The organism is Frigoribacterium sp. CF331, assembly GCF_057787905.1.
Window position 1 is genome coordinate 952665 of the sequence record NZ_CM173545.1, and the last position, 18964, is coordinate 971628.

At 71.4% G+C, this 18964-nt stretch carries 18 protein-coding genes; 7 read left to right on the forward strand and 11 right to left on the reverse strand.

Annotation, left to right across the window (positions count from 1 at the left end; all coding sequences use genetic code 11):
* Nucleotides 1-241 precede the first annotated feature (241 nt).
* The 3 genes from AC3CCI_RS04445 to AC3CCI_RS04455 form a co-directional block, all read right to left on the reverse strand.
* Nucleotides 242-829: a MarR family winged helix-turn-helix transcriptional regulator gene (locus AC3CCI_RS04445; RefSeq protein WP_488628233.1), complete on the reverse strand. Its 588-nt coding sequence runs from the start codon at nucleotides 827-829 to the stop codon at nucleotides 242-244.
* Nucleotides 810-2774, reverse strand: a complete 1965-nt coding sequence (locus AC3CCI_RS04450) for an MDR family MFS transporter (RefSeq protein ID WP_488628234.1) — start codon at nucleotides 2772-2774, stop codon at nucleotides 810-812. The genes AC3CCI_RS04445 and AC3CCI_RS04450 overlap by 20 nt, the downstream gene beginning before the upstream one ends.
* Before the next feature lie 281 nt (nucleotides 2775-3055).
* Entirely contained in the window at nucleotides 3056-4189 is a 1134-nt protein-coding gene (locus AC3CCI_RS04455; protein ID WP_354595696.1) for an AI-2E family transporter, read from the reverse strand.
* A 193-nt stretch (nucleotides 4190-4382) separates the two neighbouring features.
* On the opposite strand from AC3CCI_RS04455, the gene AC3CCI_RS04460 reads away from it, so the two are divergent.
* A complete protein-coding gene (locus AC3CCI_RS04460; protein WP_488628235.1) occupies nucleotides 4383-4934 on the forward strand; it encodes a metallophosphoesterase family protein in 552 nt (183 codons plus the stop codon).
* Here the strand turns inward: AC3CCI_RS04460 and AC3CCI_RS04465 are convergent.
* Nucleotides 4931-5890, reverse strand: coding sequence for a DsbA family protein (locus AC3CCI_RS04465; RefSeq protein ID WP_354595698.1), 960 nt, complete (start codon nucleotides 5888-5890; stop codon nucleotides 4931-4933). The two genes, AC3CCI_RS04460 and AC3CCI_RS04465, sit on opposite strands and share 4 nt — an antisense overlap.
* A 272-nt stretch (nucleotides 5891-6162) precedes the next feature.
* Between AC3CCI_RS04465 and AC3CCI_RS04470 the strand changes: the two genes are divergently transcribed.
* Both AC3CCI_RS04470 and AC3CCI_RS04475 read left to right on the forward strand, forming a co-directional pair.
* Nucleotides 6163-7263 carry an ABC transporter ATP-binding protein gene (locus AC3CCI_RS04470; RefSeq protein ID WP_354595699.1) on the forward strand — a complete coding sequence of 367 codons (1101 nt, stop codon included), beginning with the start codon at nucleotides 6163-6165 and terminating at the stop codon, nucleotides 7261-7263.
* Between the two features lie 140 nt (nucleotides 7264-7403).
* Nucleotides 7404-8705, forward strand: a complete 1302-nt coding sequence (locus tag AC3CCI_RS04475) for a DUF4032 domain-containing protein (protein ID WP_488628236.1) — start codon at nucleotides 7404-7406, stop codon at nucleotides 8703-8705.
* A gap of 71 nt (nucleotides 8706-8776) precedes the next feature.
* Here AC3CCI_RS04475 and rlmB read toward each other — a convergent pair whose 3' ends face one another.
* The 4 genes from rlmB to AC3CCI_RS04495 are packed head-to-tail and all read right to left on the reverse strand — an operon-like array spanning nucleotide 8777 to nucleotide 12999.
* Nucleotides 8777-9823 carry a 23S rRNA (guanosine(2251)-2'-O)-methyltransferase RlmB gene (rlmB, locus tag AC3CCI_RS04480; protein ID WP_488628237.1) on the reverse strand — a complete coding sequence of 349 codons (1047 nt, stop codon included), beginning with the start codon at nucleotides 9821-9823 and terminating at the stop codon, nucleotides 8777-8779.
* Nucleotides 9820-11238, reverse strand: coding sequence for a cysteine--tRNA ligase (gene cysS / locus AC3CCI_RS04485; protein WP_488628238.1), 1419 nt, complete (start codon nucleotides 11236-11238; stop codon nucleotides 9820-9822). Before cysS ends, rlmB begins: the two co-directional genes overlap by 4 nt.
* Entirely contained in the window at nucleotides 11235-12527 is a 1293-nt protein-coding gene (gene ispD / locus AC3CCI_RS04490; protein WP_488628239.1) for a 2-C-methyl-D-erythritol 4-phosphate cytidylyltransferase, read from the reverse strand. Before ispD ends, cysS begins: the two co-directional genes overlap by 4 nt.
* Nucleotides 12517-12999 (reverse strand): CarD family transcriptional regulator, encoded by a 483-nt coding sequence (locus AC3CCI_RS04495; protein ID WP_043597211.1) that lies wholly within the window; start codon nucleotides 12997-12999, stop codon nucleotides 12517-12519. Before AC3CCI_RS04495 ends, ispD begins: the two co-directional genes overlap by 11 nt.
* Before the next feature lie 136 nt (nucleotides 13000-13135).
* Between AC3CCI_RS04495 and AC3CCI_RS04500 the strand changes: the two genes are divergently transcribed.
* Nucleotides 13136-13732 carry a hypothetical protein gene (locus AC3CCI_RS04500; protein WP_354595704.1) on the forward strand — a complete coding sequence of 199 codons (597 nt, stop codon included), beginning with the start codon at nucleotides 13136-13138 and terminating at the stop codon, nucleotides 13730-13732.
* A 116-nt stretch (nucleotides 13733-13848) separates the two neighbouring features.
* Here AC3CCI_RS04500 and AC3CCI_RS04505 read toward each other — a convergent pair whose 3' ends face one another.
* Together AC3CCI_RS04505 and AC3CCI_RS04510 are read right to left on the reverse strand one after the other, a co-directional pair.
* Nucleotides 13849-14529: a response regulator gene (locus AC3CCI_RS04505; RefSeq protein WP_488628240.1), complete on the reverse strand. Its 681-nt coding sequence runs from the start codon at nucleotides 14527-14529 to the stop codon at nucleotides 13849-13851.
* 13 nt (nucleotides 14530-14542) lie between these two features.
* Nucleotides 14543-15736, reverse strand: a complete 1194-nt coding sequence (locus AC3CCI_RS04510; RefSeq protein WP_488628241.1) for a sensor histidine kinase — start codon at nucleotides 15734-15736, stop codon at nucleotides 14543-14545.
* Nucleotides 15737-15976: 240 nt separating this feature from the next.
* Here AC3CCI_RS04510 and phoU point away from each other — a divergent pair, with 240 nt between their 5' ends.
* Both phoU and AC3CCI_RS04520 read left to right on the forward strand, forming a co-directional pair.
* Nucleotides 15977-16630 (forward strand): phosphate signaling complex protein PhoU, encoded by a 654-nt coding sequence (gene phoU / locus AC3CCI_RS04515; protein ID WP_043597221.1) that lies wholly within the window; start codon nucleotides 15977-15979, stop codon nucleotides 16628-16630.
* Between the two features lie 94 nt (nucleotides 16631-16724).
* Entirely contained in the window at nucleotides 16725-17258 is a 534-nt protein-coding gene (locus AC3CCI_RS04520) for a P-loop nucleotide/nucleoside kinase family protein (RefSeq protein ID WP_488628242.1), read from the forward strand.
* A gap of 86 nt (nucleotides 17259-17344) precedes the next feature.
* On the opposite strand, the gene AC3CCI_RS04525 is transcribed toward AC3CCI_RS04520, so the two are convergent.
* A complete protein-coding gene (locus tag AC3CCI_RS04525; RefSeq protein ID WP_159827656.1) occupies nucleotides 17345-18088 on the reverse strand; it encodes a phosphoglyceromutase in 744 nt (247 codons plus the stop codon).
* A 41-nt stretch (nucleotides 18089-18129) separates the two neighbouring features.
* Here AC3CCI_RS04525 and AC3CCI_RS04530 point away from each other — a divergent pair, with 41 nt between their 5' ends.
* Nucleotides 18130-18906 (forward strand): class I SAM-dependent methyltransferase, encoded by a 777-nt coding sequence (locus AC3CCI_RS04530; protein WP_488628243.1) that lies wholly within the window; start codon nucleotides 18130-18132, stop codon nucleotides 18904-18906.
* Nucleotides 18907-18964: the final 58 nt, after the last annotated feature.

Here is an 18964-nt window from a genome sequence, read left to right on the forward strand (position 1 = left end):
CCTGCCGGACGCCCGAAGGCCCCCTCCCGTCTCGGGAGGGGGCCTTCGTCGTCGGTCCGCCGTGTGACCCCGGCATGCGGCGCTCGACCATTCGCCTAGGCAGGTGTCCTGCGCCGATCGACGGGGTGCGACACCGTCCCCGCCTCGACACCCCGCCGACCGGCGCTCGACCATTCGCCTGGGCAGGTGTCCTGCGCCGATCGACGGGGTGCGACGCGGACCCGACTCGAAGCCGGCCGACCTAGCCGGCCGGGGTGTTGAACCGGCGCAGCCAGCCGGCGAACTCGGCGAGCTCGGCGTCGGTCCAGCCCTCGACGTGGGTGCGGAACACGGCGCGGTTCTCGTGCCGCACCTCGAGCATGCGGGCCTCGGCCCGATCGGTGCTGCGCAGCGTCATGACGCGGCCGTCGGCCGTGTCGGGCACGACGTCCACGAACCCGGCCTCGCGCAGCAGGGTGACCTGCCGGCTGACCGCGCTCTTGTCCATCGCCATCGCCTTGACGATGTCGCCGGCGCTGCACGGCTGGTGCTTCATCACGTAGCGCAGCACGTAGAACGCGGTCGGCGGCACGTCGGGGTCGAACCGCGACGCGGCCGCGGCGATCGTGCGCTTGGCCTCGACCATCATCGAGCCGATCTCGTCGACCACGCTGGCCATGTGGCCCTCGCGACCGTCGTCGGCGGAGCTCGGGAGGCGCGGTGCGACCTGCGCGTCGGCATCGACCCCGAGGAGGCGCGGTGCCGCCGGGTCGGAGGCCTCGGCCCCCGCAGGACGCGGCGCGTCGAGCACCGCGCCCTCGGGCTGGCCGTCAACGATCGGCTGCGACATCCTTCTCCTCGACCAGGGACGAGAACACCGGGCTCTCGGCCAGTTCGTCGGCGGGCACCGGGTGGCCCGCCACCTCGGCGGCACCCGTCGCGATGATCGTGTCGATGGTACCGGTGGCGGTCGTCGCGTGACCGTGGTGGCGGCGTCCCGTCTCGACCGGGTCAGCCCCCTCGTCGATCGGCGAGACCGGAGCCGGCGACCCGGAGAGGCTCGAGGCCGGCGAGTCCGTCGTCAGCGTGCTCGTCGATGCCGACGCGGGTGCCGACGGAGCGGGTGCGGCCGCCGTCGCCGGGGCGCTCGACACCGCGGGGGCCAGGCCGGCCGTGGCCGCGGCGCCCTTGGCGGCAGGGGAAGCGTCGTTCCCGTCGACCGGGGCCGCGCCTCCTTCGCCGTCGGTCGAGGCCGAGCCGGCCGTCGGGCCCTCACCCTTCGCCGCGGCACGCTGCAGGCCGGTCTTGGTGCCCAGCTCGACGTTCGGCAGCAGGCAGACGAAGACGATGGTGATGATCGCCAGGGGCGCCGCGATGAGGAACACGTCGGCGACGCCCTGACCGTAGGCCGACTCGATGATGGTGCGGATCGGGCCGGGCACGGTGCTGAGATCCGGGATGCTGGTGGTCGACTCGCCGCTGCCCAGGGCGCTGGGGTCGACGCCGGCGTCGGTCAGGCCGTCGGTGATGTAGCCCGACACCTTGGTGCCGAGCACGGCGCCCATGACCGAGACGCCGATGGTGCCGCCGAGGCTGCGGAAGAACGCGACGCTCGACGAGGCCGCGCCGACGACGCCGACGTCGACCGAGTTCTGCACGACCAGCACGAGGTTCTGCATAACCATGCCGATGCCGAGGCCCATCATCGCCATGAAGACCGAGACGATGACGAAGTTCGTGTCGTACTCGATCGTCGACATGAGGAAGAGCCCGGCGGCGAGCAGGACCGAACCGACGATCATGTAGGGCTTCCACTTGCCGTACTTCGAGATGAGCGCACCGGCGACCATCGACGAGATGAGCAGGCCGAGGACCATCGGCAGCGTCAGGATGCCGGCCATGGTCGGCGACTGGCCGCGGGCCAGCTGCATGTACTGGCCGAGGAAGACGCTGGTGCCGAACATGGCGACGCCGACACTGAGCGAGGCGATGACGGCGAAGGTGAAGGTGCGGTTCGTGAAGAGCGTCAGCGGGATGATCGGCTCCTTCGAACGGAACTCCACGACCACGGCGAGCACGAGCAGCGCGGCGGCTCCGAGGCCCATGACCCAGCTGGTCACCGAGTTCCACTCGAACTGCTTGCCGCCGAGCGAAACCCAGATGAGCAGCAGCGAGACGCCGCCGGCGATCAGGCCCGCGCCCCAGTAGTCGACGACGACCTTCTTCTTCGGCTTGGCCGGCAGGTGCAGCGTCCGCTGGATGACGATCAGGGCCGCGATGCCGACGGGCACGCCGACGAAGAAGTTCCAGCGCCAGCCGATCGTGTCGGTGAGCACGCCGCCGAGCAGCGGGCCGCCGATGGTGCCGACGCTCATGACGGCGCCCAGGTAACCCATGTAGCGGCCGCGCTCACGCGGGCTGATGATGTCGCTCATGACGACCTGCACCAGGGCGGTGAGGCCACCGGCGCCGAGGCCCTGGAAGACGCGGAAGGTGATCAGCGTCGCGGTGTTCTGCGAGAAGCCGGCCGCGACCGACGCGAGCACGAAGAGCACGAGCGCCACCTGCAGCAGCACCTTGCGGTTCGTGAGGTCGGAGAACTTGCCCCAGAGCGGGGTGCTGACGGTGGTGGCCAGCAACGTGGCGGTGATGACCCAGGTGTACGAGGTCTGGCTGCCGTTCAGGTCGCTGACGATGCGCGGCAGCGAGGTCGACACGACGGTCGACGACAGGATCGCCACGAGCATGCCCATCAGCAGGCCCGACAGGGCCGTGAGGACTTCGCGGTGGCTCATGCCGGGGGCTTCACCCGGTTCGTGCGGGGCAGCGGGCTTGGTACCCGCGGCGGTCGTGGTCTGCGACAAGGTGCGCTCCGGTGGTTCGAGATGGTGGGGACCGATCGCCGTTGGCCGTGTCCGTTGGTTGCCGAAAATCAACCATACGCTTTCGTTGACGATCTGCAACCATCTGGCTGCAGTTGCTGCACCTTTTTTCTCGAACCTGGTCCGGAGGGAGCGGGGACGCAGGAGGCGCGGTGCGAGCCCTGCTCGCACCGCGCCTCCTCGGGTCGTCCCGCTCAGCGGACCTCTTCGGGCCGTTTCTGCCGGAACATCTCGGCGGGGTCGTGGTCGCCGTTCCAGACCTGCGTGATGCCCCAGACGACGGCCATCAGCGGCACCGCGATGACGGCGCCGACGACGCCACCGAGGATCGTGCCGGCGGTCAGCGCGACGAGGATGACGAGGCCGTGCAGCTGCAGCGTGCGCCCCATGAGCACCGGCTGCAGGAAGTTGCCCTCGAGCTGGTTGACGACCACCACGACGGCGACGACGGCCAGGGCCGTGCCGGGCCCGTTCGCGACGAGCGCCACGAGGGCGGCCAGGATGCCGGCCGCGGTCGCGCCGACCAGGGGGATGAAGGCGGTCAGGAAGACCACGACGGCCAGCGGCAGGGCCAGGGGCACGCCGAGGGCGAAGAGGCCGATGCCGATGCCGATGGCGTCGACCGCGGCGACCGTCGCCGTCCCGCGCACGTAACCGCCGAGGGTCGACACCGTCTTGTCGCCGATGCGGCGGGCACGGGCGTAGTGCTCACCCTTGAACGGTCGCAGCAGGAACTCCCAGATCGCGGGGCCGTCCTTGAGGAAGAAGAACAGGACGACGATCATCAGCACGAGCCCCGTGGCGAAGCTGCCGACGGCCGAGGCGCCGGCCAGGGCACCCGAGCCGAACTGCGAACTCGTGACGAAGTCGACGGCCGCGTTGCGGGCGTCCTCGATCTGCTGGTCGCTGATCGAGAAGGGCAGGGTCGTGATCCAGTCCTGCAGCTTGTTGAAGCCCGAGGTCGCCGACTCGGCGAGCGAACTCGCCTGGTTCTCGACCGCCCACACGATGAGCCAGGCGACGAGGCCGAGGATGATCAGCACGGCGAACAGGGCGATCAGCGTCGCGAGCACCGAGGGCACCTTGTGACGGCGCAGGAACGCGACGACCGGCAGCATGGCCGAGGCGAAGATGAGCGCGAGCAGCACCGGGAGGGTGACGAGGCTGAGGCTCAAGAACACGTAGATGACGCCGATCGCGACGATCAGCACGGCGATGATCTGGACGGCGCGCGTCGCGAGGGTGCCGAAGGCGTCGGCCCAGAGGGAGTGCCGGACGGCGGCGTCCTCACGGGCCACCTCGGCTTCATGGCTGCGGAAGAGTCCCACGGTGTCGTCCTCGTTTCTGGTGGTGCGGGGGTCGAGAGGGGTGCCGGGCGGGGCGCGGTCGCACGCGGCCGGGCGCCGGTGGGCGGGCGAGAGAGTCGGGGGTGATCGGCCCGACCGGACCAGCCAACCCCGTCAGGAGAATATCGGGCCGGATCGACGCTCCGACGGTTCGACTCGCGCCTAGCGTGGGGGCATGCCGACCTCCGTCCTCGTCGTGTCCGACACCCACGTCCCGCAGAAGGCGAAGGCCGTACCGGGGGTCGTGTGGGCCGCGGTCGAGCGCGCCGACGTCGTCGTGCACGCGGGCGACTGGACCGGCGAACCGCTGCTCGACGAGTTCGAGGCCCGCGCGCGCCTCCTGGTCGGGGTGTGGGGCAACAACGACGGCGACGGGTTGCGCGCCCGCCTGCCCGAGGTGGCCCGCCACACGGTCGACGGCGTGCGCCTGGCGGTGGTCCACGAGACCGGAGCGAAGGAGGGGCGCGAGGCCCGCATGGACCGCGCGTTCCCCGAGACCGACCTGCTGCTCTTCGGGCACAGCCACATCCCGTGGGACACCACCACCCCGGCGGGCCTGCGCCTGCTGAACCCGGGGTCGCCCACGGACCGGCGACGCCAGCCGGCCGCCACCTACCTGACGCTGACCCTCGACGCCGGCGAGGTGCGCGACGTGGTGCTGCACGACCTGCCGGTCGCGACGCGCGACCGCACCGGCGTGCTGCCGCACCCGCGCATGACGACCTAGCCGGCGGGAGTCTCGGCGGGGGCTTCGGCCGGCGCGGACCCGGTGGGGGTCGGCGACGGGCTGGCCGTGCCCGACTCGGTGTAGCTGTTGCCGGCCGCGGTGACGACGAAGCTGCGGAACTCCTGCACGGTGAAGGGACGGCTGCCGTCGTACTTCTGACCGTTGACGAGGACCGTCGGGGTGCCGGTCAAGGCGTCCAGGTCGCTGTTCGGGATCGGCCCGTCGATGGCGCGCTGGGTCGCCGCCGTCACCCACGACCCGAACTCGTCGTCGTCGATGCACGACGTGATGTCGCTCGCGTTCGTCACCCCGTCGACTCCCGTCGCGATGTCGGCGAGCTGCGAGTCGTCGAGGCCCCTGGTGCCCTCTTCCGGTTGCTGCTCGAACATCGCGGTGTTGAAGTCGAAGAACGAGTTCGGCGAGTAGTTCGCCACGCAGGCGGCGGCGTTGGCGGCCCGGTTGCTGTACTTCGTGCCGAGGGACTGGTTCGTCAGGATGGCCACGGGGTGGTACTCGACCGTCGCCGCGCCCGACTCGACGAGCCCGCTGATGTAGTCGTTGTTGGCCTGCTCGAACTCGCCGCAGATCGGGCAGAGGTAGTCGAGGTAGACCACGATGTCGACCGTGTCGCTCGACGCCGTGGTCGCCGAGGCGGTGGGCTCGTCGTCGGGGCCGAGGGCACCGGTCTGCACGGCCTCGAAGCCCTGGCCGATCTTGATTCCGTCGCTCGCCATGTTCGCAGGGCCGGGGCCGGCCGGACGGATGCTGTTCGTGATGACCAGGACGACGCCGACGACGATGGCGATCACCACCAGGGCGAGGCCGCCCTGCAGGGCCCACCGGCCCGCACGCTGGCGACGCTTCTGCTTCTGTCGCGCGAGCTGCGCCTTCTGGCGGGCCGCCGCGCGCCGCTGGTTCTTGGTCAACGACGGGTCGTCGGGGTTCAGGTCAGTCATGGGGCTCCGGTGCGCGACGGCCTCGCATGGTCGCGTCGAGCGGGTGGTGGGGACGGTCGCCACGAGTCGTGGCCACGAAACATGGTACGAGGAGAGCCTGGCAGAAGTCCGCCAGCGCGGGCGACGAGCGGGTGGAGAAGGGGTGCGCGCATGGCGGGCCGGCACGTTTCCTGGCATGCTGGCCGGTGGTGGTCACCGCAGATCCCTGAGGGTGATCACCGTCCATTCACAACGGATCGTCCGGCACGTACCTGCCGGTGAAGGAGAAGATCATGGCTTCGGTCACGTTCAGCAAGGCAACCCGCCTCTACCCCGGCTCGACGCGCGCCGCGGTCGACGGCATCGACCTCGAGGTCGCCGACGGCGAGTTCCTCGTGCTCGTCGGCCCCTCCGGCTGCGGCAAGTCGACCACCCTGCGCATGCTCGCCGGCCTCGAAGAGGTCAACTCGGGCGACATCTACATCGGCGACCGCAACGTCACAGACGTGCCGCCGAAGGACCGCGACATCGCGATGGTGTTCCAGAACTACGCGCTGTACCCCCACATGACCGTCGCCGAGAACATGGGCTTCGCCCTGAAGATCGCCGGCGTCGGCAAGGAAGAACGCGCGACCCGCGTCCTCGAGGCGGCCAAGCTGCTCGACCTCGAGCCCTACCTCTCGCGCAAGCCCAAGGCCCTCTCGGGTGGTCAGCGTCAGCGCGTCGCCATGGGTCGCGCCATCGTGCGTCAGCCCCAGGTGTTCCTCATGGACGAGCCCCTGTCGAACCTCGACGCCAAGCTGCGCGTGCAGACCCGCACCCAGATCGCGTCGCTCCAGCGCCGCCTCGGCGTCACCACGGTCTACGTCACGCACGACCAGACCGAGGCCCTGACGATGGGCGACCGCATCGCGGTCCTCAAGGACGGCGTCCTGCAGCAGGTCGGCACCCCCCGCGACCTGTACGAGAAGCCGCAGAACGTCTTCGTCGCCGGCTTCATCGGCTCGCCCGCCATGAACCTGCTGCCCGCCGACGTCGTCGACGGCGGCATCCAGTTCGGCACCGCCGTCACCGCGGTCGACCGCGACACGGTCGGCCAGGCCAACGGCAAGAGCGTCACCGTGGGCGTCCGCCCCGAGGACGTCGTGGTCAACACGACCGGCGAGGGCCTCGCGGTCACCGTCGACGTCGTCGAAGAGCTCGGCGCCGACGGTTACCTCTACGGCCACACCGAGGTCGACGGCAACCGCGTCGACGTCGTCGTGCGGGTCGACGGCCGCAACCACCCCAAGCTGGGCGACACGATCCACGTCACCCCGCAGGCGCACCACGTGCACGTCTTCGACACCGAGAGCGGCGAGCGCCTCGGCGACAAGGCCGTCGTCAGCGCGTAGCAGCAGGTCGAGTCGGCCCGTCGGGTCCGTCCGGAGCACCACTCCGGGCGACACGGCGGGCCGTCCCGCGTCCAGGCCCCGCGCCTCCCGACCTCCCCCGCCGTCCCGTCAGGGTGGCGCACCACGCACGAGAGGCCCTCATGCCCGACTCCCTGAACATCACCTCGGCCACCGCCGACCCGGCGCTGCTCGACCTGCCCTGGGACCTGCCGCTCGACGAGTGGCCCGACGAGGCCATCGCCACCCTGCCCAAGGGCATCTCGCGGCACCTCGTGCGGTTCGCGCACCTCAGCGGCTTCGTCATCGCCATCAAAGAGACGTCGGGCGAGATGGCCCGCGGCGAGTACGAGATGCTGCGGACGCTGCAGCGCATGGACATCCCCTGCGTCGACCCGCTGGCCGTCATCACGAACCGCCAGGACGCCGACGGTTCGCCGCTCAACCCGGTGCTCGTCACCCGCCACCTGAAGTTCTCGCTGCCGTACCGTGCGCTGTACTCGCAGACCCTGCGCCCCGACACGGCCCGCCGCCTGGTCGACGCGTTGGCCCTGCTGCTCGTCCGGCTGCACATCATCGGGTTCTACTGGGGCGACGTGTCGTTGTCGAACACCCTGTTCCGTCGTGACGCGGGGGCGTTCGCGGCCTACCTGGTCGACGCCGAGACGGGCAAGCTCTACCCCGGCGGCCTGTCGAACGGCCAGCGCGAGAACGACCTCGAGGTCGCCCGCGTCAACATCGCCGGCGAGCTGCTCGACCTCGAGGCCGGCGGTCGCCTCGACGACAACCTCGACCCCGTCGACGTCAGCAACGGCATCGTCGCCGCGTACCGCAGCCTCTGGACCGAGCTGACCGGGGCCGAGACCTTCGACAGCTCGGAGCGTTGGCGGATCAACGACCGCGTCGAGCGGCTCAACGACCTCGGCTTCGACATCGAAGAACTGGCGATCAAGACCGCCGAGGGCGGCAGCCAGGTCAAGATCCAGCCCAAGGTGGTCGACGCCGGCCACCACTCGCGCCGCCTGCTGCGGCTCACGGGCCTCGACGTCGAGGAGAACCAGGCACGCCGCCTGCTCAACGACCTCGACGCGTACCGCATGCGCACCGACCAGTCGGACTCCGACGAGGAGATGATCGCCCACGAATGGGCCTCGCGCGTCTTCGAGCCCGTGGTCCGCTCGATCCCCCGCGAGCTGCGCGGACGCCTCGAGCCGGCCGAGGTGTTCCACCAGCTGCTCGAGCACCGCTGGTACCAGTCGCAGGCCGAGAACCGCGACGTCCCGATCGCCGAGGCGCTCACCTCGTACATCAACGACGTGCTTCGTCACCGCCGCGACGAGCAGATGGTCATCGAACCCGCGACCGAGTCGATCTCGTTGCCCGAGGCCGACCGGCTCGAGGCGGACGACGCCGGCTCCGACGAGGACTGGCGCGCGAAGGTCTGACGACGCAGGAGGCGCGGGCCGGCACCCGGCCGACCCGCGCCTCCTCGAGGCCCCGCCTCGCGGGTTCCGCGCTACTTCTTCGAGCGCTCGGCGCGCAGCTTCGAGATCTCGTAGAGCGTGACGGACGCCGCGATGCCGGCGTTCAGCGACTCGACGGCGCCGGTGATGGGCACCGACACGATCATGTCGCAGGTCTCGGCGACGATGCGCGACAGGCCCTTGCCCTCGCTGCCCACGACGACGACGATCGGGCGGTCGGCCAGCTCGAGGCCGGGCAGCATGACGTCGCCGTCACCGTCGAGGCCGATCACGAACACGCCCTGCTCTTTGTACGACTTGAGGGTCTGCGTGAGGTTCGCGGCCATCGCGACGGGGATGCGGGCCGCGGCGCCGGCCGAGGTCTTCCAGGCCGAGGCGGTGAGGCCGACCGACCGACGCTGCGGGACGATGACGCCCTGCCCGCCGAACGCGGCCACCGAACGGATGATCGCCCCGAGGTTGCGCGGGTCGGTGATGCCGTCGAGCGCCACGAAGAGCGGCTTCTGCTGACGCTTGACCGCCGCCTCGAGCATGTCGACGGGGTGGGCGTACTCGTACGGCGGCACCTTGAGCGCGACGCCCTGGTGCACGGAGTCGTGCCCCGTGATGCGGTCGAGCTCGGGGCGCATCACCTCGAGGATCGGCAGGCCACGGCGGGTGGCGAGCTGCAGGATCTCTTTCGTGCGCTCGTCCATCTCGATGCGCGCGGCGATGTAGAGCGTCGTCGCCGGGACCCGCGTCCGGAGCGCCTCGACGACCGAGTTGCGACCGGTGACCATCTCGCTGTCGTCGGCCGACTTGGGGCGACGCCGGGGGGCGTCGGCCCCCCCGCGACCGGCGATCGGCGACCCGGCGCGCGGGCCGGCCCCGCCGCGACCACGAGCCGCCTCGAGGCGCTCGCGCGCCGCCTTCGCCTTGCCCGCGGGGTGGTACGGGCGGTCTTCGGCGGCCGGCGTGGGCTTCTTGCCCTCGAGCGCCTGGCGCCCCTGCCCGCCGCTGCCGACCTGCTTGCCCTTGCTGCCCTGGCGAACGGCACTGCTGCCGGGACGGCCCTTGCGTGCTCCGCTGGTGTTCTTCACTGTTCGAGGCTCCAATGCGACCCGCTGGGGGTGTCTTCGATGGTGATGCCGGCGCCCGTCAGGACGCCCCTGATCTCGTCGGCCCGCGAGAAGTCGCGATCGGCCCGGGCTTGCTGGCGTTCGGCCAAGAGTACGTCGACCAGCGTGCCGAGCGCGCGGTGGGCGTCGCCCTCGTCGCCCGACCGCCACTCGGGCGCCGTCGGGTCGATGCCGAGCACGGCCACCATGGCGGCCACGTGCTGCCAGGCCCGGGCCGCGGTGTCGAGGTCGCCGTCGTCGAGGGCGACGTTGCCGGCACGCACGGTGTCGTGCAGCACGGCCACGGCCTGGGGCACGTTGAGGTCGTCGTCCATCGCCTCGCCGAACTCGTCGGGCACGACGCGGGCGCCGACCCCGGCGAAGCGGGTGTCGGCCAGGCGCCGCTGGGCCCGTTCGAGGAAGGTCTCGACGCGGTCGAGGGCCGCCTCGGCCTCGAGCAGCGCGCCCTCGTGGTAGTCGATGGTCGAGCGGTAGTGCGCGGCGCTGAAGAAGTAGCGCACGACCACCGGGCGGGCCCTGGCCAGGAAGTCGGCGGCGAAGATCGAGTTGCCGAGCGACTTCGACATCTTCTGGCCCTCGACGGCGACGAGGCCGTTGTGCAGCCAGTACGAGGTGAAGCCCATGCCCGCGGCGGTCGACTGGGCGAGCTCGTTCTCGTGGTGCGGGAACCTCAGGTCGAGGCCGCCGCCGTGGATGTCGAAGGCGCGGCCGAGGTAGCGAGCCGACATCGCCGAGCACTCGATGTGCCACCCGGGTCGCCCCTCGCCCCAGGGCGACGCCCACGAGGCGGACTCGGGCTCGTCGGCCTTGTGGCCCTTCCACAGGGCGAAGTCGCGCGGGTCGCGCTTGCCGCGGGGGTCGGCGTCGGTGGCCGGCGCCATGTCGTCGACCGACTGGTTCGTGAGGGCGCCGTAGGCGGGCCAGCTCGTCGTGTCGAAGTACACGTCGCCCGAGCCGTCGGGGGCGACGTAGGCGTGCCCCTTCTCGAGCAGCGTCGTGACGATCTGCTGCATCTCGCCGACGCTGGCGGTCGCCCGTGGTTCGTAGGTGGGCGGCAGGATGCCGAGCGCCTGGTACCCGGCGGTGAACTCGAGCTCGTACCGGTAGGCGCGGGCCCACCACTCTTCGCTGGTGTCGGCCGCCAGGGCGAGGATCTTGTCGTCGATGTCGGTGACGTTGCGCACCAGGGTGACGTCGAGGCCGCGGTAGGTGAACCAGCGACGCCAGAGGTCGTAGACGAGCGCCGAGCGCAGGTGCCCGATGTGGGGCGACGACTGCACGGTGGGGCCGCAGACGTACAGCCCGACCTGGCCGGGGACGAGCGGGACGAAGTCGACGAGCGCCTGCCGGCGGGAGTCGTAGAGCCTGATGGTCACGTGATCAGCCTATTTGACGCCGGGCTCGCGGCCTCGCTCGTGACGAGGGCCGTCGCGACGACGGCGACGCCCTCACCACGCCCCGTGAAGCCGAGCCCGTCGGTCGTGGTCGCCGAGACGCTGACGGGGGCGCCGACCACGCGGGTCAGCTCGTCCTGCATCTCGACGCGCCGCGACGAGAGCCGGGGCCGGTTGCCGATCACCTGGACGGCGACGTTCACCGGGGCCGCGCCGGCGGCCGCGAGCAGGTCGAGGGTGGCGGAGAGGAACACGTCGCCCGAGGCCCCGGCGAAGCGGGGATCGTCCGTGCCGAAGCTCGACCCGATGTCGCCGAGGCCGGCGGCGGACAGCAGGGCGTCGACGATCGCGTGGGCGACGGCGTCGCCGTCGCTGTGCCCCGCGAGCCCCGCCTCGTCGGCGAAGTGCAGCAGCCCGAGGCGCATCGGCTGCGCCGCGTCGTACGCGTGGACGTCGGTGCCGACCCCGGTCAGGAGGCGCGGGCCCGGTCGAGCGGTCGCCTCGCGCCCCGGCGCACCCGCCTCGCCCTCGGCGACGATCGTCTCGGCCCGACGCAAGTCCCACGGGGTCGTGATCTTGAAGGCCACCGGGTCGCCCGCGACGACGCGGACGCGGTGGCCGGCGGCGGCGAAGAGCGCCGCGTCGTCGGTGTGCTCGACCGAGGCCCCGGCGTAGGCGCGCGCGAGCGCGGCGCGGGGGAACCCCTGCGGCGTCTGCATCGCCACGAGCTCGCTGCGGTCGACGGTGTCGACGACGAAGGCGGCGTCGGCGTCGACGCGCTTGACGGTGTCGGTCACCGGCAGGCCCGGCACGACGCCGTCGCCGGTGGCCTCGACGGTGTCGGCCACGAGGTCGAACTGCGCGGTGGGGGTGAACGGCCGGGCGCAGTCGTGGACCAGCACGGTCGCGACCTCGGGGCCGAGGGCGGTCAGGCCCGCCGCGACGGACTGCTGGCGCGTGGCGCCGCCCACGACGACCGAGGCGTAGCCGCAGGCGGGACCGGCGACGGCGTCCACGAGCGTGCGGGACTCGTCGACGAGCGCCGCGGGGACGACGACGACGACCTGCGTCGGAACGGCCGACGCGAAGACGGCCTCGAGGGACCGTTCGAGGATGCTGCGGCCCGCGACCTCGACGAACGCCTTCGGGCGGCCGAGCGCGAGTCGGGTGCCGCTGCCCGCCGCAACGACGACGACCGCCCGACCGGCGCCGGACGGGGTGTGGACCCCACCGTCACCGACCGAGCGGTCGTCGGGAGTGCTAGGACGCAAGGACCTCGTCGAGGACGCTCGACGCCTTCTCTTCGTCGGTCTTCTCGGCGAGCGCGAGCTCACTGATCAGGATCTGGCGGGCCTTGGCGAGCATGCGCTTCTCACCGGCCGAGAGGCCGCGGTCCTGATCGCGACGCCAGAGGTCGCGCACGACCTCGGACACCTTGATGACGTCACCGCTGGCGAGCTTCTCGAGGTTCGCCTTGTAGCGGCGCGACCAGTTGGTCGGCTCTTCGGTGAAGGGGGCGCGGAGCACGTCGAAGACGCGGTCCAACCCCTCTTTGCCGATGACGTCTCGCACGCCGACCAGGTCGACGTTGTCTGCGGGTACTTCGATGGTCAGATCACCCTGGGTGACGCGAAGCTTGAGGTACAGCTTCTCTTCGCCCTTGATGATCCGCTTCTTGACTTCTGAGATTGTCGCTGCCCCGTGGTGCGGGTATACAACGGTCTCGCCGACCTCGAACTGCATGAATCAGGCTCCATTCTGCGACACCCAGGATACCATAAGCAGTCGTTGGTAAGGCTGCCCTAACGAACCGACGCCCGTGGGCGCGGATAAGCTGGGCGGCAGACGCTTGTCGTGACGCTGATCCTGGAGGACACCTGTGCGAGCCCCATCCCTGAAGTCTCGCGGACTGGCGACGCGAGTCGTCTCGGCCGCCGCCGTCGGCGCCGTGGTCGTCCTGACCGCCGCCGGGTGCAACTTCATCAGCCCGCAGGCCACGACGAAGCAGTACGACGCCAGCGACGGCTACAGCGTCAACGTCGGCTCGATCCAGGTGCGGAACGCCATCCTCCTCACGGCTCGCGAGGGCGACGGCGGCACGGCGAGCCTGAGCATGGTCGTCCTCAACACGAGCGACGAGGCCGCGAAGGTCTCGTTCGAGTACCCCACCACCTCGGGCAAAGAGACGCAGACGATCGAGGTCGACGGCTCGTCCAAGGTCGAGCTGGGCACCGAGCCCGGCCAGGACCAGTTCATCATCGACTCGCTCGACTCCGACCCGGGCGCCCTCGTGCCGGTGTTCGTCCAGTACGGCACCGAGACGGGCAAGTCGTTCAACGTGCCCGTCCTGACGGGTGCCCTGTCCGAGTACGCCACGCTGCTGCCCTCGCCCACGCCGTCCTCCGAGCCCACCGTCGAGTCGACGCCGCTCGTCGAGGCGACCGAGCAGGCACCGTCCTCGTCGCCGACGCCGTAGCCCCACCCCACCGACCGCCGAGAGGCCCGGCCCGCCGTGTGCGGTGCCGGGCCTCTCGCGCGTGAGGCGACCGGCGCCTCCCGGGCTCCCGGCGGGGCGGGAGCCCTGCCCGCCGGTCAGGCCTCGATGCGGTAGCCGAGGCCGCGCACCGTGACCAGGGCCTTCGGCTCGGAAGGCACGGCCTCGATCTTCGAGCGGATGCGCTTGATGTGCACGTCGAGGGTCTTGGTGTCGCCGAAGTAGTCCGAGCCCCAGACCCGGTCGATCAGCTGTCCCCGGGTCAGCACCCGGCCGGCGTTGCGCATGAGCAGTTCGAGCAGCTCGAACTCCTTCAGGGGCATGGCGACGTCGGTGCCGCGGACCGACACGACGTGACGCTCGACGTCCATGCGGATCTCGCCCGCCTCGAGCATCGAGTCGGACAGGTCGTCGGGGTCGACGCGACGACGCAGGACGGCCCGGATGCGCGCGAGCAGCTCGCGGGTCGAGTACGGCTTGGTGACGTAGTCGTCGGCGCCGAGCTCGAGGCCGACCACGATGTCGACCTCGCTGTCCTTGGCCGTGAGCATGACGATCGGCACCTGCGACCTGGTCCGGATGATCCGGCAGACCTCGGTGCCCGGGATGCCCGGCAGCATCAGGTCGAGCAGCACGAGGTCGGCGCCGGTCTTGTCGAAGGCGGCGACGGCACCCGGGCCGTCCTCGGCCACCGTCACCTGGTAGCCCTCGCGCTGCAGGATGAAGGCGAGCGGCTCGCTGAGGGACTCCTCGTCCTCGACGATCAAGATGTGGGTCATCGGGTCTCCATGGTCATCGTGTCTCCTGGTGCTCCGGCCGCGGGGCGACCGTGGTCGGGATCGATCGGGTGACGGGTTCGACGTCGGCGGCCGGCAGGCGCAGCGTGAAGGTCGACCCCTTGCCGACCTGCGACCAGACGCGCACGTCACCGCCGTGGTTCTGCACGACGTGCTTGACGATCGCGAGGCCGAGGCCCGTGCCGCCGGTGCGACGGGACCGGGCCGGGTCGACGCGGTAGAAGCGCTCGAAGACGCGGTCGAGCTCGTCGTCGGGGATGCCGTAGCCCTGGTCGGTGACGGCGATCTCGACGACCCCGCCCTGGTCGACGGTGGCGCCGATGCCGACCCGCGACCCGTCGGGCGAGTAGTTGATGGCGTTCGCCACGAGGTTGTCCACGGCCGTGACGAGCATCGCCTGGTCGCCGACGACGTGGGCGTGCTTGCCGCCCCGCACGACGAGGTCGATGCCACGTGCCTCGGCGCCCACCCGGTTGCGGTCCACGGCCGTGTCGACCACGTCGCGCACGTCGATCGGCTCGGCGGTCTCGAGCGCGTCGGTCGCCTGCAGGCGCGAGAGCTCGATGATGTCCTGTGTGAGGCGGCCGAGCCGCCCGGCCTCGCGCGTCAGGCGCGCGGCGAAGTGCCGCACCTGCTCGGGGTCGGCCGAGGCGGACTCGAGGGCCTCGGCCAGCAGCCCGACGGCGCCGATCGGCGTCTTGAGCTCGTGGCTGATGTTGGCGACGAAGTCCCGGCGCATGTCGTCGAGGCGGCGCCCCTCGGTGCGGTCCTCGGCGAGCAGCAGCACGAAGCGACCGCCGAGCGCGGCCGCCCGCACGTGGACGGCGATGGTGGCCTCGCTGCCGGGCAGCCGGGGCAGGGTCAGTTCTTCGACGACGGGGTCGCCGTGCCGGCGGACGTCGTTGACGATGGTCTCGAGCTCGGGGTGTACGAGGTGTTGCTGGGCCGACACCAGGCCGAGCTGCCGGGCCGCCACCGAGGCCTTCAGCACGTTGCCCGAGGGGTCGACCACGAGCCCCGCGGACTCGAGCGCGTCGAGCACGGCGTCGATGCCGTCCGGCAGGGCGACGTCGACGAGGGCCGCGGCTCGCACGGCGCGTCGGTGGGCCGAGACGACCACCAGCACGATCGCGGCACCGACGACGGCCCCGAAGGCCAGCGACAACGGCACCAGCCAGGCGGATTCCATGTCGTTCACAGTAGTGACCCCCCGGCCCGTCGATGAACGGGAGGTCGGCGCATCCGCTGTACTTTGGTCAGAGTTCAGGCGGCGATCACCGGTCGTTAACCTTCACCGGAGACCATCGTCGGGACTGTGCGGGCGACTCACGCCCCCACGTCACGAGCCGAGGGCGCGCCCCGCACCCCGCTCGCAGCCACCGTGCTCCCAGGGCCACCGAGCCCCCACGACGAGAGGGTCGAACACGACATGCGCGAGGTATTCCAGCAGGAACTCCTGGAGGTGCAGGAGCGTCTCGTCGAGATCGCCGGCCTCGTCGCCGTCTCGATCGCGAACGCGACCACGGCCTTCAACGAGTCGAACGTCTCGTTGGCCGAGCAGGTCATCGCCGACGACGACAAGATCGACGAGCGCGCCATCGCCCTCGACGAGCTGGCGATCGACATCCTGGCCCGCCAGAACCCGGTCGCCCGCGACCTGCGCATCGTCGTCAGCGCCCTGCGCATCAGCGCCTCGCTCGAGCGCATGGGCGACATGGCCGAGCACATCGCCCAGCTGGCCCGCTACCGGTTCCCCGAGAAGGTCGTGCCGAAGTCGCTGCGACCGACCTTCAAGGAGCTGGGCGAGCTCGACGTCGCCATCGCGAACAAGCTCACCGAGCTGCTGACCACCGAGGACGTGCGCCTGGCCGAGGAGATCCGCAACGACGACGACCGCATCGACGAGCTGCACCTCAGCGTGTTCGACAAGGTGCTCGGCGAGACCTGGAAGGGCGCGGCCGTCGACACGGTCGACTCCACGCTCGCGTCGCGCTACCACGAGCGGTTCGCGGACCACGCGGTCTCGATCGCCAAGAAGGTCCAGTACCTCGCCACCGGCGACTGGGTCGCCCCCGAGGTCTGACCACCCTCTGACGAGCAGGAGGCGCGGTGCCCGGTCGACGGGCACCGCGCCTCCTGCGTCCGGTCGCGGCCTCGCGGTCCGCGAGGATGGGGGCATGGCTTCAGTCGCGATCCTCGTCAACGGTCTGCCCGGATCGGGCAAGACCACCCTCTCGGCCACGCTCGCCGGCGTGCTCGGCTGCCCGCTGCTCGCGAAGGACCCCGTCAAGGAGGCGCTGGTCGACCTGGCCGGGCCGATGATCGATCCGCACGCCCTCGGTGGCATCGCGATGGACGCCGTCTGGGCGATGGCGGGCGAGGTCGAGGCGGGCGTGGTGGTCGACTCGTTCTGGCACCGGGAGCGCGATCTCGACGTCGCCCGCGCCGGCGTCGAACGCGCCGGATCGCCCCGCACGGTGGAGGTGTGGTGCGACGTCGACCCCGAGGTGGCCCTGCAGCGCGTGGTCGACCGGCTCGCGGCCGGCGGCCGGCACCCGGCGCACGGCACGGTCGAGTCGACCCGGGCCGCCTGGCCGACGTGGGCGGCCGGTGCCGAGCCGCTCGGCGGGTGGCCGGTCATCCGCGTCGACACGAGTGCCCCCGTCGACATGGACGACCTCGTGATGCAGATCAGCGCACGGTTCGTCTGACCGCCGCCTCGTGGTGCCGACCCGCACCGACGACGGCGCCCCGCGACCGGTGGACGGGCCGCGGGGCGCCAGATCGTCGGGAGGCGCTATTTCTTGCCCTGGTTCGCGACCGCGGCGGCACCGGCGGCGGCGGCCTCGGGGTCGAGGTAGCGGGCCGGGCCGGTCGGCACGAAGTCGTCGTCGAGCTCGTAGACGAGCGGGATGCCCGTGGGGATGTTCAGCTCGGCGATCTCGTCGTCGCCGATGCCGTCGAGGTGCTTCACGAGCGCCCGCAGCGAGTTGCCGTGCGCGACGACGAGGGTGACGTCACCGGCGGCCAGGCTCTCGGTGATGTCGCTGTGCCAGTACGGCAGCATGCGCTCGATGACGAGGGCGAGCGACTCGGTGCGCGGGGCGTCGATGCCGAGCTCGGCGTAGCGCTTGTCGTGCGCCTGCGAGAACTCGCTGTCGTCGTCGAGCGGGGGCGGCGGCACGTCGAACGACCGGCGCCAGGTCTGGAACTGCTCGGGGCCGTACTGCTCGAGCGTCTGCGCCTTGTCCTTGCCCTGCAGCGCACCGTAGTGGCGCTCGTTGAGGCGCCACGAGCGCTTGACGTCGATCCAGAGGCGGTCGGCCTCTTCGAGGGCGATGTCGGCGGTCTGGATCGCCCGGGTCAGGCGCGACGTGTAGAGGATGTCGGGCAGCAGGTCGGCCTCGCGGAGCAGCTCGCCGGCACGCTTGGCCTCGGCGCGGCCCTGCTCGGTGAGCCGCACGTCGACCCATCCGGTGAAGAGGTTCTTCGCGTTCCATTCGCTGTTGCCGTGACGCAGGAGGATGAGGGTCGAAGTCATGCCGCCAGCGTATCGCGACGCTCCGATGGCAGACTCGGTGCATGCCCATCGGTTCCGTCACGCGCGGCACGACCGGCACCAACCGCCTGCGCCGCGTCGACCGCTGGATCGCCGCCCACCCGTCGTTCCGGCGCGCGGACGACCCCCTGGTCGTCGACCTGGGGTACGGCGCGAGCGCGACGACTCCCCTCGAACTGCACCAGCGCCTCCTGCGGGTCCGCGACGACGTCGAGGTCGTCGGCATCGAGATCGAGCCCGAACGCGTGCGGCTCGCGAGCCTGTCGGCACGTCCCGGGGTGAGCTTCCGCCGGGGCGGGTTCGAGGTGCCGCTCGACGGCGACCGTCGACCGGCGGTGGTCCGCGCGTTCAACGTGCTGCGCCAGTACGACGAGTCGCAGGTGGCCGACGCGTGGGCGCTGATGACCGGGCGCCTGCAGCCCGGCGGCGTGCTCGTCGAGGGCACCTGCAACGAGGTCGGCCGCGTGGCGAGCTGGGTCGACGTGACACCCCGGGGGCCGACGACGTTCACGATCTCGCTGCGGCTCGCCGGGCTCGAACTGCCGTCGGTCGTGGCCGAACGACTGCCCAAGGCCCTGATCCACCGCAACGTGCCGGGAGAACGCGTGCACGACCTGCTCGTCGACCTCGACCGCCAGTGGGCCGTCGCGGCCCCGCTCTCGGTCTACGGGCCGGTGCAACGCTGGCTCGCGACGGTGCAGGGGCTGCGCGACGCGGGCTGGCCCGTGCAGGGCGGCCGGACGCGGTGGCGGCTCGGCGAGCTCTCGGTGCCCTGGGCGGCGGTCGCACCGCGGGCGTGACCCGCGGACGGCCGCGGGACGGGTGCCCGGCGGGCGCGCGGCGGGCGGGCGACGCGTC

Bases quoted from the DNA above. Each gene is read 5' to 3' on its own strand.
- AC3CCI_RS04445 (WP_488628233.1), bottom strand. From the start codon at position 829: ATGTCGCAGCCGATCGTTGACGGCCAGCCCGAGGGCGCGGTGCTCGAC.
- AC3CCI_RS04450 (WP_488628234.1), bottom strand. From the start codon at position 2,774: ATGAGCCACCGCGAAGTCCTCACGGCCCTGTCGGGCCTGCTGATGGGC.
- AC3CCI_RS04460 (WP_488628235.1), top strand. From the start codon at position 4,383: ATGCCGACCTCCGTCCTCGTCGTGTCCGACACCCACGTCCCGCAGAAG.
- AC3CCI_RS04465 (WP_354595698.1), bottom strand. From the start codon at position 5,890: ATGACTGACCTGAACCCCGACGACCCGTCGTTGACCAAGAACCAGCGG.
- AC3CCI_RS04470 (WP_354595699.1), top strand. From the start codon at position 6,163: ATGGCTTCGGTCACGTTCAGCAAGGCAACCCGCCTCTACCCCGGCTCG.
- AC3CCI_RS04475 (WP_488628236.1), top strand. From the start codon at position 7,404: ATGCCCGACTCCCTGAACATCACCTCGGCCACCGCCGACCCGGCGCTG.
- AC3CCI_RS04495 (WP_043597211.1), bottom strand. From the start codon at position 12,999: ATGCAGTTCGAGGTCGGCGAGACCGTTGTATACCCGCACCACGGGGCA.
- AC3CCI_RS04505 (WP_488628240.1), bottom strand. From the start codon at position 14,529: ATGACCCACATCTTGATCGTCGAGGACGAGGAGTCCCTCAGCGAGCCG.
- AC3CCI_RS04510 (WP_488628241.1), bottom strand. From the start codon at position 15,736: ATGGAATCCGCCTGGCTGGTGCCGTTGTCGCTGGCCTTCGGGGCCGTC.
- phoU (WP_043597221.1), top strand. From the start codon at position 15,977: ATGCGCGAGGTATTCCAGCAGGAACTCCTGGAGGTGCAGGAGCGTCTC.
- AC3CCI_RS04520 (WP_488628242.1), top strand. From the start codon at position 16,725: ATGGCTTCAGTCGCGATCCTCGTCAACGGTCTGCCCGGATCGGGCAAG.
- AC3CCI_RS04525 (WP_159827656.1), bottom strand. From the start codon at position 18,088: ATGACTTCGACCCTCATCCTCCTGCGTCACGGCAACAGCGAATGGAAC.
- AC3CCI_RS04530 (WP_488628243.1), top strand. From the start codon at position 18,130: ATGCCCATCGGTTCCGTCACGCGCGGCACGACCGGCACCAACCGCCTG.